The sequence below is a fragment of the Aliinostoc sp. HNIBRCY26 genome (assembly GCF_050235535.1).
Classification (GTDB): domain Bacteria; phylum Cyanobacteriota; class Cyanobacteriia; order Cyanobacteriales; family Nostocaceae; genus Trichormus.
This window is the reverse complement of record NZ_CP189852.1, coordinates 6,505,526-6,521,820: the sequence shown is the minus strand read 5'-3', so window position 1 is coordinate 6,521,820 and position 16,295 is coordinate 6,505,526. Positions and strand designations below refer to the sequence as shown.

Below are 16,295 nucleotides of genomic sequence, written 5' to 3'. Positions count from 1 at the left end.
CAATTGAGTTTGTCACCACGCAATTCAGTTTTGTCACCAACGCAATTGAGTTTGTCACCAGCCAATTCAGTTTCGTCACCAACACAATTGATTTTGTCGCCACCTAATTCAGTTTCGTCACCAACGCAAATTTTTTAAGTATTAACACTAAACCTCTATCAATAAACTTGTTTAATAAAATATTAAAATTTGCGAGTTTTACTGAACCAAAATCTAACTGCTATAAGTCAAGCTAGATTAATAAACAGCAAATAGGTGTTTATTTTATGCCTCGAAAAAAAAGCAACTCTCCAATTCTAGAGAAAGCTGAATTAAGATCCTCTGGACTGAAAGCAATTGATCCAAATATGGATTTTGGGGAAAGTCGTAATTTAAAAAATATGACTCAACTAATAGATAAATTGCGTGATAAAATTGACGCTTACAATACTGCTCTAGCGGTAATTACTTCATCCAAAACCGAGATTAAAGAATTAGAAAAAACTTTAGGCGAACTCTGCGAAAAAATGTTAATTGGAGTCGCGTTTAAATATGGCAATAACAGCCGAGAATATGAAATGGCTGGGGGTGTTAGAAAAAGCGATCGCATTCACAGAAGCACAGTCAGCCGCATCAAAGCTTATTCAGCATTACCATCTACTGATACTGCTCCAAGTCCCTAATTAATCACTATTAAATCAGTTATCAGTTATCAGGCGTATGGTGTGGTGTTTCAGCGCACCATACGCCGTCAGGACTGGTAACTGATTTAAAGGCTTACAATAGTCAAAAAATAAGAATTGCTTGATAAAATAGTTAGAGATATTTTAGAATACAGGATTTATAAAAATAATGTCTAAAACAACCACTACTGAATATAGACATATCCTAATTGATGAAAATAATGTTCCTTACATTACGGGAACATCAATGAAAGTTGTGGAGTTAATTACTTCTATTCATGCTTATGGTTGGAGTCCAGAAGAATTACATTTCCAGTATCCACATCTGACCATGAGCCAAATTTACTCAGCTTTAGCTTATTATTGGGAGCATAAAGAAGAAATTGATGCTGATATGCAGCGACGCTTTGAGTATGCCGAAAAATTACGTTTAGAAGCCGGAGAATCTCCATTATCAAAAAGACTCCGTGCAGAAGGATTAATTAAATGAATGTTGCTCTTTATATAGATGAAAATGTTCATCGAGGAATTACAAATGGATTACGGTTACGGGGTGTAGATGTATTAACAGTACAAGAAGATGGGCGCACTGGCTTTCCTGATCCAATTATACTTGACCGTGCAACAGAACTTGAGCGCGTTTTATTTTCCCAAGATGAAGATTTTCTAGCTGAAGCTAACTGTCGTCAAGTCCAACAAATAAACTTTGTTGATGTGATTTATGCCCATAAACTCAGAGTTTCTGTCGGTGATTGTATTCGTGATTTAGAAATTATTGCTAAAACTGCATATCTTGAAGAATTAAAAAATCGTGTTCAATATTTACCTTTATAAGTTGGTAAACAGTAGTAACACATATAACAGGTAATAGTTACAAACCTATTACCTGTTACACATTACCTATTTGCCAAATATTGATACATTTGCCAACGTGCATCTACTTCTGCTTGTGCTTGTTCTAGCAGTATTTTGGCTACTTCTGGCTTGCTCTTAGTCAACATCTTGAAGCGATTTTCTTGATACATGGATTGCTCTACTGATTGAGTAGGCGATCGCATATCTAACTGTAAGGGATTTTTGCCCTGTTCTCGCAACAATGGGTTATGGCGATACAGTAACCAGCGTCCTGAATCTACCAAGGTTTTCTGGTGGTTCATCCCGGTAGTCATGTTGATACCGTGGGCGATGCAATGGCTGTAAGCAATAATGAGTGATGGCCCGTCAAAGGCTTCAGCTTCTAAAAAGGCTTTGAGGGTTTGGTCATCCTTGGCACCTAACGCCACACTCGCCACGTAAACATTACCGTAATTCATCGCCATTAAACCCAAATCTTTCTTTGGTGCAGGCTTACCACTGGCGGCGAATTTGGCGACGGCGGCGCGGGGTGTGGCTTTGGAAGATTGTCCGCCGGTGTTAGAATACACTTCTGTATCCATGACTAAGATATTCACATTGCGACCACTGGCTAAAACGTGGTCAATACCGTGAAAATCTATATCATAAGCCCAACCATCACCGCCGATAATCCAGACGCTTTTCTTGACTAAGTAATCAGCTAAAGATTTGAGAATGAGGATTTTGGATTTGACGCTGGAGTCATGAGTCTGAATTTGGTCTAACTTTTGCTTTAACAAATTCACTCGTTCCCGTTGTTCCCAAATATCAGCCTCGGTTTTTTGTTCGGCGGTGAGGAGGGAATTAACTAAGTTATCTCCTAACTCACTGCTGAATTGTTGTAAGAGTTCCGCCGCAAATTCTGCTTGCTTATCTAGTGAGAGACGATAGCCAAAACCAAATTCGGCGTTATCTTCAAATAAACTATTTGACCATGCGGGGCCTCTACCATCGGCGTTTTTCGTCCAAGGTGTGGTGGGGAGATTTCCGCCGTAAATGGAAGAACAACCTGTGGCGTTAGCAATAACTGCGCGATCGCCAAACAGTTGTGTTAATAATTTTAGATAAGGTGTCTCACCACAACCTGCACAAGCACCAGAAAATTCAAATAATGGTTCTTGTAGTTGTTGTTGACGAATTTGGTTGAGTTTGAGTTGTCGTCGGTCGGGGTTGGGTAAACTCAAGAAGAAATCCCAATTTGCTCTTTCCTGCTCCCTTAAAGGTAGTTGCTGCGCCATGTTAATCGCTTTTAAGGATGGCTCAGATTTATTTTTGGCTGGGCAGACGTTAACACAAATAGCGCAGCCTGTGCAGTCTTCTGGGGCTACCTGGATGGTAAATTTTTGGTTGGCGAAGTCCTTATCTTTGGCGTTGATTGATTTGAAGGTAGACGGTGCATTGACTAATTCACTCGGTTGATAAACCTTAGAACGAATTGACCCGTGGGGACAAACCATAACGCATTTACTACACTGAACGCAGACATCGGCATCCCATACGGGGATTTCTTGCGCCACGTTGCGTTTTTCCCATTTCGCTGTACCTGTGGGAAATGTCCCATCTGGTGGTAGTGTACTGACAGGTAAGTCATCACCTTGCCACACCATAATTTTACCCAGAACTTCCTGAACAAATGCCGGGACGCTGCTGGGAAAAGGGTTTTGGGTAGATGCTTCTACATCTATCCATTTACCTTTTTCCTCTAAGGGAATTGTTACCTGATGTAAATTATCTAGGGTTTGGTCTACGGCTTGCAGGTTCATGCGGACTACTTCCGCGCCTTTTTTACCGTAAGTCTTTTCAATTGCTTGTTTAATTTTGGCGATCGCTTGTTCTTGTGGCAATACCCCCGCCAAGGCAAAGAAGCACACCTGCATAATAGTATTGATTCTGCCACCCATCCCACTATTACGGGCGACTTGGTTGGCGTTGATGACGTAAAGTTGCAGTTGCTTGTCTAAAATTTGTTGCTTGACTTTCAAGGGGAGATGTTCCCAGACTTTATCTGCATCGTGGGGACTATTAATTAAAATTGTTGCCCCAGTCGCCGCCGCTTTTAAGACATCTATGCGTTCCAAAAATCCCCAGTGATGACAACCGATAAAGTTAGCTTGGTCGATGAGGTAGGTAGAACGTATGGGTTGAGAACCGAAACGCAGGTGAGAAACAGTCATTGAGCCGGATTTTTTGGAATCATAGACAAAATAGCCTTGGGCGTAGTTGTCTGTTCCTTCCCCAATAATCTTAATGGAGTTTTTGTTAGCCCCGACTGTACCATCAGAACCCAAACCATAGAACATCGCCCGCACAACGTTATCAGGTTCAGTGGAGAAGTTCGGGTCAAAGTTTAAGGATGTGTGGGTAACATCATCATTAATCCCGATAGTAAAGTGATTTTTCGGCGTAGGTTGGGCTAAGTTATCAAATACAGCTTTTACCATCGCTGGGGTGAATTCTTTCGAGGATAAACCGTAACGTCCCCCGATAAGTTTGGGTGAAATCTTCCCTGCTTCATGAATAGCAGTGACGACATCTAAATATAAAGGTTCGCCTGCACTACCAGGTTCTTTACTGCGGTCGAGGACTGCGATCGCTTTTACACTATTAGGTAAAGCCTGGATAAATCTCTCTACATCAAAGGGGCGATACAGTCTAACCTTGAGAACGCCGACTTTTTCACCTCTGGAGTTAAGATAATCTACGGTTTCATGGACGGTTTCGCAACCAGAACCCATAATGATAATGACGCGATCGGCATCACTCGCGCCGTGATACTCATAAAGTTTGTAAAATCTACCTGTGCGTTCTCCGAATTTATCCATAATTTCTTGGACAATTTCAGGACAGGCGTTGTAGTAAGGGTTCGCACCTTCACGGGCTTGGAAGTAAACATCAGGGTTCTGGGCTGTACCGCGCAGTAATGGGCTTTCTGGAGTCAAAGCGCGGGCGCGATGGGCGAAGATTTTGTCTTCATTAATGAGCGATCGCAAATCATTATCTGACAATAACTCTACTTTCTGCACTTCATGGGAGGTACGGAAACCATCAAAGAAGTGTAAAAAGGAAACTCGCGTTTCTAAGGTAGCTGCATGGGCTATTAATGCAAAATCATGACTTTCCTGCACTGACGCTGAACAAAGCAATGCAAAACCAGTACCACGAGCTGCCATCACATCACTATGATCACCGAAAATAGATAGTGCATGGGTGGCCAAAGACCTAGCCGCAACGTGAACTACAGTGCTAGTTAATTCCCCCGCAATTTTGTAGAGGTTGGGAATCATTAATAACAGTCCTTGGGAAGCTGTGAAGGTGGTACTCAAAGCCCCCGTTTGCAGTGCGCCATGTACAGCAGCAGCCGCACCGCCTTCACTTTGCATCTGCACCACATTGGGAACAGTCCCCCATAAATTTGCACGACCTTCTGCCATCCAAGCATCCGCCCATTCACCCATTGCAGAGGAGGGTGTAATGGGGTAAATTGCGACTACTTCATTTAATTTGTAAGCTACACGGGCAACAGCTTCATTACCGTCAATCGTAGCAAAGGTTTTATTCATTAATATGTCTCCCTGTCTCAACTTTTCTTGGTGGTTAATTTGGATGCAGAGAACCCATAAATAGAAGCATCAAAAATAGCCAGAGCCAAGAAGTTAGCAATTTTATGTACGATTTGGGCGTAGAAAATTAAACATTGACCCTAAGAATTATGCTTAACTATATAAATACGAGATGCGGCTAGTGGCTATTAATTTATTTGACAAAATACTTCGCAAACTATTATCTCATTTACAAAAATATATTTATTCACAAATATTAGTAGTGTACTCAACATCTAGAAATCAAGATTAATCAGACTTTCAGGCTGATCATGATTGAGTGTAGGGTATAGGTTCGGGATAGCATCAAAAAACGCTCACACTAAACCATCAATAAAAATCTGTTTTAGGTATAGAAATATCCCAATGTGAGAGGATATGCAAAAAGTCAGAAAACTAACAGCATTTTATTCTGTCAGTAGCAAAAACGCTGGTGTAGACAGCTTGACGAAAGCAATAAATTTATCTTAATCAAATAACTTAACACTAGAAGAATGAGAAGTATGATCATGAACAATATTACAGTATGGATAATGCACAGTAGAAAGTCTCAATTCATCTCTTCTTGATATTATTTAACACCCAAAGTTGTTAGATTATTGACATTTTTGGGCATTGTAATAATAGTAATAAATCGCCAAAGTGTATCAGTCATTGAGCTTATGACACCACCAGCACCAAAAGTCCCGGAAATTTCTGGCTACACCATCACAGAACAAATTTACCGGGGTTCACGTACTGCCGTGTATCGAGGCGTACAAGAAAATCAGAAACTACCAGTTGTAATTAAGGTGCTGCAACAAGAATATCCCACATTTGGCGAATTAGTACAATTTCGCAATCAATATGCGATCGCCAAAAATCTACCCATCACAGGCATCATCCCACCCCTCAGTCTAGAACCCTACGGCAACAGCTACGCCCTGATCATGGCAGACTGGGGAGGTATCTCCCTAGAAACATATATCCAGCAGCATTCCCTAGACCTAGCAGACACTTTAGCCATAGCCATCCAACTAGCAGAGATTCTCCACCAACTACACCAACATCGAGTCATCCACAAAGACATTAAACCCGCCAACATCCTCATTCACCCACAATCAAAACAAATTAAACTCATCGACCTGAGCATAGCCTCCCTACTACCCAAACAAACCCAAGAAATTCAAAACCCCAACACCCTAGAAGGCACTCTAGCCTATCTCGCCCCCGAACAAACCGGACGCATGAATCGCGGTATTGATTATCGCAGTGACTTTTATGCCCTGGGTGTCACCCTCTATCAACTACTCACAGGTCGCTTACCCTTTCTTACCGATGACCCCTTAGAATTAGTCCATTGTCACATCGCTAAAATTGCCACACCTGCCCATGTAGTAAATACTGATATACCGGAAATTCTGGGGGCAATTGTCGCCAAACTCATGGCTAAAAATGCCGAAGACCGTTATCAAAGTGCCTTGGGACTCAAGCATGATTTAGCAGAATGTTGCAGCCAGTGGCAACAAACACAGTCAATTGCCGCCTTTGACTTAGGACAAAGGGATTTATGCGATCGCTTCCTCATCCCTGAAAAACTCTACGGTAGAGAAATCGAAGTCCAGTTATTATTGGATGCTTTTGCACGGGTAGCCCAAGGCAGATCAGAAATGATGCTGGTGGCGGGATTTTCCGGTATTGGTAAAACAGCAGTGGTCAATGAAGTACATAAGCCGATTGTCAAACAACGGGGTTACTTCATCAAAGGTAAATTTGACCAATTTAATCGCAACATTCCCTTCTCTGCCTTTGTGCAAGCTTTTCGAGACTTAGTTGGGCAATTACTCAGTGAAAGCGATACCCAATTGCAACACTGGAAAAATCAGATTCTCGCAGCCCTGGGAGAAAATGCCCAAGTGATTGTAGAACTGATTCCCGAACTAGAAAGGATTATTGGCACCCAACCCCCAGCACCGGAACTATCAGGCACCGCCGCCCAAAATCGGTTTAACTTGTTGTTTCACAGGTTTATGCAAGTTTTTACTGCCCCTGCACACCCGTTAGTAATGTTTGTCGATGATTTGCAATGGGCAGATTCCGCTTCGTTGCATTTGATTCAGGTGTTAATGTCGGAGTCGCAAACGGGCTGTTTATTACTGTTAGGGGCATATCGGGATAATGAGGTGTTTGCCGCCCATCCGTTGATGTTGACTCTGAGTGGAATGGAGAAAGCTGGGGCAAAAATCCATACCATTACCCTAAAACCCCTAAATTTTACTAGTCTCAATCATCTGATTGCCGATACCCTTCATGCTGCCATATCCCTAGTGCAACCACTGACAAAACTGGTGATGCAGAAAACTCAGGGGAATCCCTTCTTTGCGACCCAGTTTTTGAAGGCGTTACATCAAGACAGGTTAATTCACTTTGACGCGAATGCGGGGTATTGGCAGTGTGATATTGTGCGGGTGCAAGATGCGGCTTTAACTGATGATGTGGTGGAGTTGATGGCGCAGCAGTTGCAAAAGCTACCAACCGCTACCCAAGAGATTTTAAAACTGGCGGCTTGTATGGGCGCGCAGTTTGATTTAACTACATTGGCGATCGTTTCTCAGCAATCCCAGGCAGAGGTGGCTACAAAATTGTGGCAAGCGTTACACGCAGGGTTGATTCTGCCCCAAAGCGATTTGTACAAATTTTATTTGTCAGCCACTCCAGAAACACCCGATACTCCACAGGAAAACTGCAATTATCGCTTTCTTCATGATCGCGTCCAACAAGCTGCTTATTCTCTGATTCCCGAAGTGCAAAAACAGACTACTCACCTGACTATTGGCAAATTGTTATTAGAAAATAGTCATACATCTTTCCCAGATAGTCATTTATTTGAAATTGTTCATCAGTTAAATTGTGGTATTTCACTGATTACAGAATTAGAACAACGTTATCAATATGCCGAATTAAATTTACAAGCGGCTTGCAAGGCTAAAAACTCTACTGCATATAATGCAGCTTTAAATTATCTGGATAAGGGAATGCAATTTCTGCCGACGGATAGCTGGAATAAAAATTATTATTTGACACGTTGTATATACGAATCGGCAGCAGAAGTGGCATTACTTAGCTGTGATTTTAAAAAGATGGAATCTTTAATTGAAATAGTTATAAAAAACACACATAACTTGTTAGAACAAGTCAAAGTTTATGAAATCAAGCTGCAAGCTTATCAATTACAAAATCAGCAGATGCAGGCGATTAAAATTGGACGGGAAATCCTGCAAAAACTAGGAGTTATACTGCCAGAATCCATTACAATCTCAGATATCCAACAACGAGTACAAAACACACTAAATCAGCTATCAAACTACACTCTAGAAGACTTAATTAATTTACCCACCATCCAGAATGCGGCTGCTATGGCGGCAGCGCGAATCATGACAAGTTTAGTTCCTTCGATTCATCAGGCTAATCCCCTTTTATTTCCAATTGTTGCCTGCGAAGAAGTTAATCTATCCCTACAATACGGAAACTCACTTTTCTCCTCTCCGGGCTACGCAGATTTTGGTATTATTGTTAGCTCCGTCTTATATCAAATAGAAGCAGGTTATCGTTTTGGACAGCTAGCACTCCGGTTGATGGAGAAATTTAATGAAAGTTCTGTTCAGAGCATGGTTATGTTTAAAGTAGCCGCATTTAATCAATCCAATCAACAAAATATACGGAACGCCATTTCTTTATTAAATAAATCCTACCAAGTGGCAATAGAAACAGGTGATTCTGTTCACGCGCTAGTTTCGACTTCATTTAGATTGTTCTACTCGTATTTGAGTGGAGAGAAACCCTTGCCAGATTTATTAGCAGAGGTTGAGGTTTATCAATCAAAATTTGCTACGAGCCAACATTTCCTGAATTGGATATATATTATCCGCGCATCTATTCATAATTTTACTGAGTTGAGTGACAATCCAGACTGTCTGGAGTCAGTTGATGCTGAAAATGAAAAATTATCTATTCTACTTACAGAAAATGATGAGTTAGCTCTACATCTATTTTATTTAAGTAAATTAATACTGAGTTATTCATTCGGTTGTTTTGAAACTGCGATTCAGATAGCAGATCGAGGAGTTCAATATCTGAAAGCCGGTATTAGTATGCCGTCAGCACCAGCTTACTACTACTACGATTCATTAACCAGATTACAATTATACTCCCATCTTCAACCCTCATCTCAGGAGGAGCTTTTATCGCAAGTTGATTCTAACCAGAAAAATCTCTTAGTTTACGTAAATGCTGCTCCTATGAATTATCAGCATAAATATGACTTAGTAGAAGCCGTGCGTTTTCATAAGTTGGGTAAACGAACGGAGGCTATAGAATTTTTTGACTCTGCGATTGCGGGAGCAAAAGCCAACGGATTTATCCAAGATGAAGCTCTAGCGAACGAACTAGCTGCTAAATTTTATCTCAATTGGGGCAAAGACAAATTTGCCGCAGGCTACATACAAGAAGCTTACTACTGTTACAGTCGTTGGGGTGCCAAAGCCAAAGTTGCCGATTTAGAAACCCGCTATTCCGAATTACTGCGCCCCATCCTACAACAAACAGTGACATCATTTGATGTGTTCACCACACTGATGACTATTGCTGCACCTGCGGTATCGGTTCATTATGAAACTGATAGGAGTTTCAATAATACCAGCCTCTATCAAGCTCTCGATTTTGGGACTCTCTTGAAAGCTTCTCAAGTCCTCTCTAGAACCATTCAACTAGATGAGCTACTAGAGAAACTCACCCAAATTATTCTGCACAACTCAGGAGGCGATCGCTGTGCATTGGTGTTCCCTGATGAAACCGGAGAATGGCAAGTGCGAGCGATCGCCACACCTGGTTATGTACAACTTATGGCTGAACCTCTCACCAATAATCCCAATATCCCGGTCAAATTAATTCAGTATGTTAAAAATACTCAAGAAGCTGTGGTGATTAATGAACTCAAAACTGATTTACCTGTAATTGATGACTATCTCAGGGAACGTCAACCCAAGAGTATTTTGTGTCTACCACTGCTGAATCAAGGTCATATGATTGGTATTTTATACCTCAAAAATCACCTCACTAGTGGTGTTTTCACCCGCGATCGCCTCTTGATTATCGACTTTCTCTGCACCCAAGCTGCCATCTCTCTAGAAAATGCCCGTCTCTATCAACAGGCGCAAACCTATACCCAACAGCTTGAGCAATCCCAATTGCAGGTAGTACAAAGCGAAAAAATGGCATCACTGGGAAATCTGGTGGCTGGGGTTGCCCATGAAATCAATAACCCCATTGGTTTCCTCAATGGTAGCATTAGCAACAGCAAAGAATATGTACAAGATTTACTAGCACATTTAACTCTTTATCAACAGCACTATCCCAACCCAGTTGAACCAATTCAAGACAATGCCGAAGATATCGATCTGGAATTTCTTGCGGAAGACTTACCAAAGTTACTCAATTCGATGAAAGGCGCAACGGATCGGATCACAAATATTAGTAATAGCCTCCGTACCTTTTCTCGTGCAGATACTGAATACAAAATCTCTGCCAATCTCCATGAGGGAATCGATAGCACGTTATTAATTTTGAAATATCGCCTCAAAGCTAATGAACACCGTCCAGCAATTAAAGTCATACAAGAGTTTGGCAATTTACCCACAATCGAATGCTTCCCTGGACAGTTAAACCAGGTATTTATGAATATCCTGGCCAATGCTATCGATATGTTTGACGAAATGGCACACACTCAATCTTTTCCAGAACTGGAAGCCAATCCCCAAATAATTACCATTCGTACTGAAGTGATATCAAACCAAGTGTATATCCGTATCCGCGATAATGGCAAAGGTATGACACAAGAAGTACAAGAGAAAATATTTGACCATTTATTTACTACCAAAGCTGTAGGAAAAGGTACAGGATTGGGATTGGCGATCGCCCGTCAAATTGTGGTAGAAAAACATGGCGGTAGCTTAAATGTATGGTCTGAGTTAGGTAAAGGAACTGAGTTCACAATACAAATTCCCAGTAGATATAAATAGAAAGAAATCAAGTCCATGATCATTGCATATTCAACTGTGCAACTCCAAAATATCACAGCAGCTATGAGAGCGATCGCCAGTTATCTAATGCTAATATATTGCTCTTTACGGTAAATCGTGGGCAACTTGAAAACTGTGATTCATGACTAAAATACTCGCCATTTTTCACGGCTCAGAAAAAAGCCGTTTCCAGTGGTATTAGTACAAGTTAAACCAGTTCTGCGGGACACACAGGTAAAACCACCATTACTCCAACTACTACCATAGGTAAGCACATATTTATTGCGATCGCGGATAGTATCACTAATACATAAAATATTCGGTTTACCCACTTCAGATAATAATAAACCATCGCCCCAATCGAATTCACAAAATCCTCGATAGGGTTGAGGTGGTCTAGGTCTTAATGAACTACCAATTTCACAACGCAAGTTTTCCTGTTCTTCGCCGACTAACTCACATTGAATATTGCCTGTAGGGGTTTGAAAGCCTGTTGTTTGAGCTAAACTCGATGCTGGTGTGAGTATAGCACTCATGGAAGTTATAGCGAAAAATAGTAATATTTTTTTATACATAAATGCCCCCTTTGTAGAGTTATGTGAAGAGAGCGATCGCCCAATACGGTTCAGATAAGAAAAATAAATTTCAACCAAGCCAGCAAATGATCACTCAACAAAAAACGAAAAAATGATTTTGGAGGGGGTTTGGGGGACGCAACCGTCCCCCAATCGGGGGCTTGGGGGAGAATCCCCCAAATCTTGCTCATTGTCTCATAGGCAGAGCAAAAATTGAGAAATTAACTCTCACCACCTTAACTGAACCGTATTGAGCGATCGCCCTCAAATTAATTATCTGATGCAACACCAGTATAGGTAAATTTATTTATAGTTGTTAATATCTCCATGAATAAAAAAGAGGTAGGTTGAATTAACCTATCTCTTTTCAGATTGCTATGAAATTAATCATCATTAGTTGGGTGGATCTAAACGATTCACAACTGTTGCCCACAAAATCATCGGTGAACCAACTCCTAAACAGAACAACCACTGTTGTAAATTCAAAGGTGCTGTTTCAAACACTTCATTAATCAAAGGTACATGAGCAAAGACAATCTGTAATAAAATCGCTCCAACAATCCCAAACCCAATAGCAGGAATATCAACATTTTCTTTTAATGTCCCGTCCATCTTCGCTATCAGATTGGGGATTAATTGACTAATACTCAACAGATAAAATATCCGTCCAGCAATTAGAGAGTTAATTGCCATTGTTCTAGCTAAATCTAGATTGCCTGTAGTTTGACGAATATATTCAAACACGCCAAAGATGACAATCCAGTTAAACAGAGAAATTGCTAAAATTCGCTGGATGCGGCTACCTGATAATAAAGGTTCATTGGGATGACGGGGCGGTTGTTGCATCACATTTTGTCCTTTGGGTTCAAACGCCAGAGGTACTGTCATCGTGATGGAGTTCAACATATTTAACCAGAGGACTTGTAGAGATAAAATTGGTAAATCTCTGGCTAATAATGTACTAATTAAAATCGTCATTGATTCCCCACCATTCACAGGCAAAATAAAGCAAATGGCTTTGATGAGATTTTTATAAACGGCTCTTCCTTCTTCCACCGCCGCTTCAATGGAGGCAAAATTATCATCGGTGAGTAGCATATCCGAAGCTTCTTTCGCTACTTCTGTACCTGCGCCACCCATTGCAATACCGATATCCGCTTGTTTTAAAGCCGGTGCATCGTTGACACCATCCCCAGTCATGGCGACGACTTCGCCTTTAGATTGTAAAGCTTCCACTAGACGCAATTTTTGCTCTGGTGCTACACGGGCGAAAACTACACCTTCCTCTGCAACTTGGGCGAGTTCGGTTTTATCCATTTGGGCGAGTTCTGCACCTGTGAAAGCCAAAACTGAGCCATTTTTGTTAATTCCCATTCTCCGCGCGATCGCCTGTGCGGTGACAGCGTGATCTCCTGTAATCATCTTTACCTGAATTCCGGCTGTTTGGCAGGCTTGCACCGCTTTAATCGCACTCTCACGGGGAGGATCAATCATCCCTTGTAAGCCTATAAAGATTAATCCTTCAGCAATATCTGGATGATCGACTGTATTCTGCCCGTATACTACAGGTTTTTTCGCTAAAGCTAAGACTCGCAACCCTTGACGCGCCATAATATTCACTTCCCTTTCAATTTTGGCGCGTGATAATGTGTCTACACAATCTAAGGGATGGGGTTGTCCTTCGGTGTTGAGAATCAGTTGACAGCGTTGCAAAATAGCCTCTACAGAACCCTTCACATAGATAGTTTTTCCTCTGGGTGTTTCGTGCAACGTAGCCATGTATTGATAATCTGACTCAAAGGGAATGCTATCTAGTCTGGGCATTTTCTGGGTTAAGGTAGACTGGCTAAAACCAGCTTTATTGGCTGATGCAATCAAAGCCCCTTCTGTGGGATCTCCCATCACTACCCATCTACTGTTTTTCTTCTCTATATGGGAATCATTACAGAGTAATCCCGCTACCAAACACTCTTGTAAACCTTTATCGCTGTTTAAATCTACTTGTTCCTCATCAATTAAAATCTCCCCATCGGGTGCATAACCTACGCCTGTGACTGTATATTGATGTCCCCCTGCATAGATAGACTGGACTGTCATTTGATTTTCTGTCAATGTCCCCGTTTTATCGGAACAAACAACAGTCGCACTACCCAATGTCTCGACGGCTGGTAATTTGCGAATGATGGCGTTGCGGCGCGCCATGCGGGAAACCCCTATGGCAAGAGTTACAGTTACTACTGCTGGTAAACCTTCGGGAATCGCACTGACTGTTAAAGCAACGGCGGCTTCTAGAGCTTCGTTGAAACCTCTAAAACTCAACCCAACAACGAAGCAAAGAGTTGCTAAACCCAACACCATATACAGCCAATTTTGGCTAAATTTATTAAATTTACGAGTTAATGGTGTGGAAATATCCGTATGCTGCTCCATTAACTGAGATATTCGCCCTGTTTCCGTACCGTTACCTGTCGCAACGACTATCCCAGTACCTTGTCCGAAGGTGACAAAACCTCCCGCATAGGCCATATTTTTCCGTTCAGCCAGAGGTGTATCTAGCTGAAGAATTCGTGTATCTTTTTCAACAGCGACAGATTCACCTGTGAGAGCCGATTCATCAATTTGCAAGTTACGAGTTTGAATTAAGCGTAAATCTGCGGGTACTTTGTCGCCAGAAGTTAATAACACCACATCCCCTGGTACTAATTCCCGTGAGGGTACGCGGAGTTTCTGCCCATCTCTTAAGACTGTGGCTTCGGTGGTAATGGCTTTAGCTAACGCAGAGATGGCACTTTCGGCTTTTGACTCTTGAATAAATCCGATAATGGCGTTGGTAGTAGTTACACCCCAAATTACTCCGGCGTTAACAAAACTACCTGTGACAGCTTTGACTAAGCCCGCACATAACAAAATAATTAATAGTGGTTGGTTGAATTGCAATAAAAACTTCAACCACCAAGGTTTGGTTTTTTTGGCGGTGAGTTCGTTTGCTCCCACCTGAGTTAATAAATTTTCGACTATATGACTATTTAAACCCGCCTCGGCGTTAGTTTGCAAACGGGCGATCGCTTCCTCAATATCCAAGGAATGCCAAATTGTCGGCTGTCTCTCTTCTGGTGTCGCAAGGGTAGATACAGCTTGAACCATAATTATTAAATTTCCATAAATACGTGTTTCACTCAAGTTAACACTAAAAAATAGTGCAAACAAGCAAACTGCACTATAAAAAATAAATAATTACTATAATTAATCTCAATGCTTCAAAATCGAGTATGCTTGCCAATACGGTCAGGAATGAGGACGAAGGCGAAAAAGTTGTGATTGTGGATTTGTCTACTCCATTACAGTTAATTGGACGCTCAATAGAGTTTCAGCGCATTGTAGAAGTTTTAGCCCAGGATGGTGATTTGTTAATTACCGGAGTTCCTGGTAGTGGTAGACGTACACTAGTTAGAGGTGGAGCGCAGGAAGTAGGAGCGATTGTACTGGAGATAGATTGTATCCGTGCTACTGATGGAGAACGATTTTTACAACTATTAGCAGAAGCAATTAACCAGAGTTGGGAAGCAGAAAAAATTCAGGCTTGGGTAGAAAAGAATGCTCAAGAGTTTTTGACTTTCCATCCTGAAAAGAAGCTCAAAGTGTTACGGAATCTCAATCAAAAGCAATTATGGCAAACGTTTGAACTGTTGCTGCAATTACCACAAATTATAGCTGTAGATTTACAGCAGCGAGTAGTGTTAATTTTACATAGCTTTCCTCATATTCGCTCTTGGGATCGTCATAATTTATGGGAAATGACATTTCGGCAGAAAATTAATCAAGATAGTGAAGTTAGCTATGTTTTAATTGCCACTATTGCCGAGAAAAGTAACTATTTAGATGAAAATAATCATCCTTTAGAAACTATCCAATTGCCTCCTTTGGCTAATGATATTTTGGCAATGTGGGCAAGAGAAATATTGCATAAAGAAGGGTTAACTTTTGACTCCCGTTCCCAAGCACTGCAAATCTTTCTAGAAGCTGTACAGGGACATATCGGCGATGCAATGGTGCTAATTCGTCGGTTACAAATTCTCCGTTCTTCTCAGGGTTTAATTACTGAGCAAGATGTGGAAAAAGCTATTGCGGAATTATTAAAAGATTTGTCAATGACTTATGAATCTTTATTGATGATATTACCAGCAAATCAGGTGCATCTTTTGGAAAGTTTAGCTTTAAACCCGACTGAGAAACCCCAAAGTAAAGACTATATTCAAAAACATGGTTTATCGAGAGGTGGTAGTCTCCAGGGAGCTTTAACGGGGTTGCAGCATAAGGGCTTAATTTATGGTGCAGAACAAGGTTATAAGTTGGCAATGCCTTTATTGGCTTTGTGGTTGCGACAGAGATTGAGGTGAGTCAATAGTCATTAGTCATTAGTTATTAGTTGTGGGTTCTGTGGGATATTCATTTTAGAAAACAAATATTTTGGTGAAACCTGCCTGTAAATTAGTCATTATTTATTGAATT

At 41.2% G+C, this 16,295-nt stretch carries 8 protein-coding genes; 5 read left to right on the top strand and 3 right to left on the bottom strand.

What is annotated here, in order from left to right:
* Nucleotides 1–266: 266 nt before the first annotated feature.
* The 3 genes from ACQFX9_RS27505 (at nt 267) to ACQFX9_RS27495 (ending at nt 1,496) form a co-directional block, all read left to right on the top strand.
* Nucleotides 267–662, top strand: a complete 396-nt coding sequence (locus tag ACQFX9_RS27505) for a hypothetical protein (RefSeq protein ID WP_427159704.1) — start codon at nt 267–269, stop codon at nt 660–662.
* Between the two features lie 169 nt (nt 663–831).
* Nucleotides 832–1,152, top strand: coding sequence for a DUF433 domain-containing protein (locus ACQFX9_RS27500; protein ID WP_427159703.1), 321 nt, complete (start codon nt 832–834; stop codon nt 1,150–1,152).
* Nucleotides 1,149–1,496, top strand: a complete 348-nt coding sequence (locus ACQFX9_RS27495) for a DUF5615 family PIN-like protein (RefSeq protein ID WP_427159702.1) — start codon at nt 1,149–1,151, stop codon at nt 1,494–1,496. The genes ACQFX9_RS27500 and ACQFX9_RS27495 overlap by 4 nt, the downstream gene beginning before the upstream one ends.
* Before the next feature lie 62 nt (nt 1,497–1,558).
* Here the strand turns inward: ACQFX9_RS27495 and nifJ are convergent, their stop codons facing one another.
* The gene (gene nifJ / locus ACQFX9_RS27490; RefSeq protein ID WP_427159701.1) at nt 1,559–5,116 is read right to left on the bottom strand and encodes a pyruvate:ferredoxin (flavodoxin) oxidoreductase; all 3,558 of its coding nucleotides are present in this window, start codon (nt 5,114–5,116) and stop codon (nt 1,559–1,561) included.
* Between the two features lie 701 nt (nt 5,117–5,817).
* On the opposite strand from nifJ, the gene ACQFX9_RS27485 reads away from it, so the two are divergent.
* Nucleotides 5,818–11,211, top strand: coding sequence for a trifunctional serine/threonine-protein kinase/ATP-binding protein/sensor histidine kinase (locus ACQFX9_RS27485; protein WP_427159700.1), 5,394 nt, complete (start codon nt 5,818–5,820; stop codon nt 11,209–11,211).
* A gap of 146 nt (nt 11,212–11,357) precedes the next feature.
* On the opposite strand, the gene ACQFX9_RS27480 is transcribed toward ACQFX9_RS27485, so the two are convergent.
* Nucleotides 11,358–11,786 carry a DUF6636 domain-containing protein gene (locus ACQFX9_RS27480; RefSeq protein ID WP_427159699.1) on the bottom strand — a complete coding sequence of 143 codons (429 nt, stop codon included), beginning with the start codon at nt 11,784–11,786 and terminating at the stop codon, nt 11,358–11,360.
* Nucleotides 11,787–12,179: 393 nt separating this feature from the next.
* A complete protein-coding gene (locus ACQFX9_RS27475) occupies nt 12,180–14,930 on the bottom strand; it encodes a cation-translocating P-type ATPase (protein ID WP_427159698.1) in 2,751 nt (916 codons plus the stop codon).
* Nucleotides 14,931–15,055: 125 nt separating this feature from the next.
* On the opposite strand from ACQFX9_RS27475, the gene ACQFX9_RS27470 reads away from it, so the two are divergent.
* Nucleotides 15,056–16,183, top strand: a complete 1,128-nt coding sequence (locus ACQFX9_RS27470) for an ATP-binding protein (protein WP_427159697.1) — start codon at nt 15,056–15,058, stop codon at nt 16,181–16,183.
* Nucleotides 16,184–16,295: the final 112 nt, after the last annotated feature.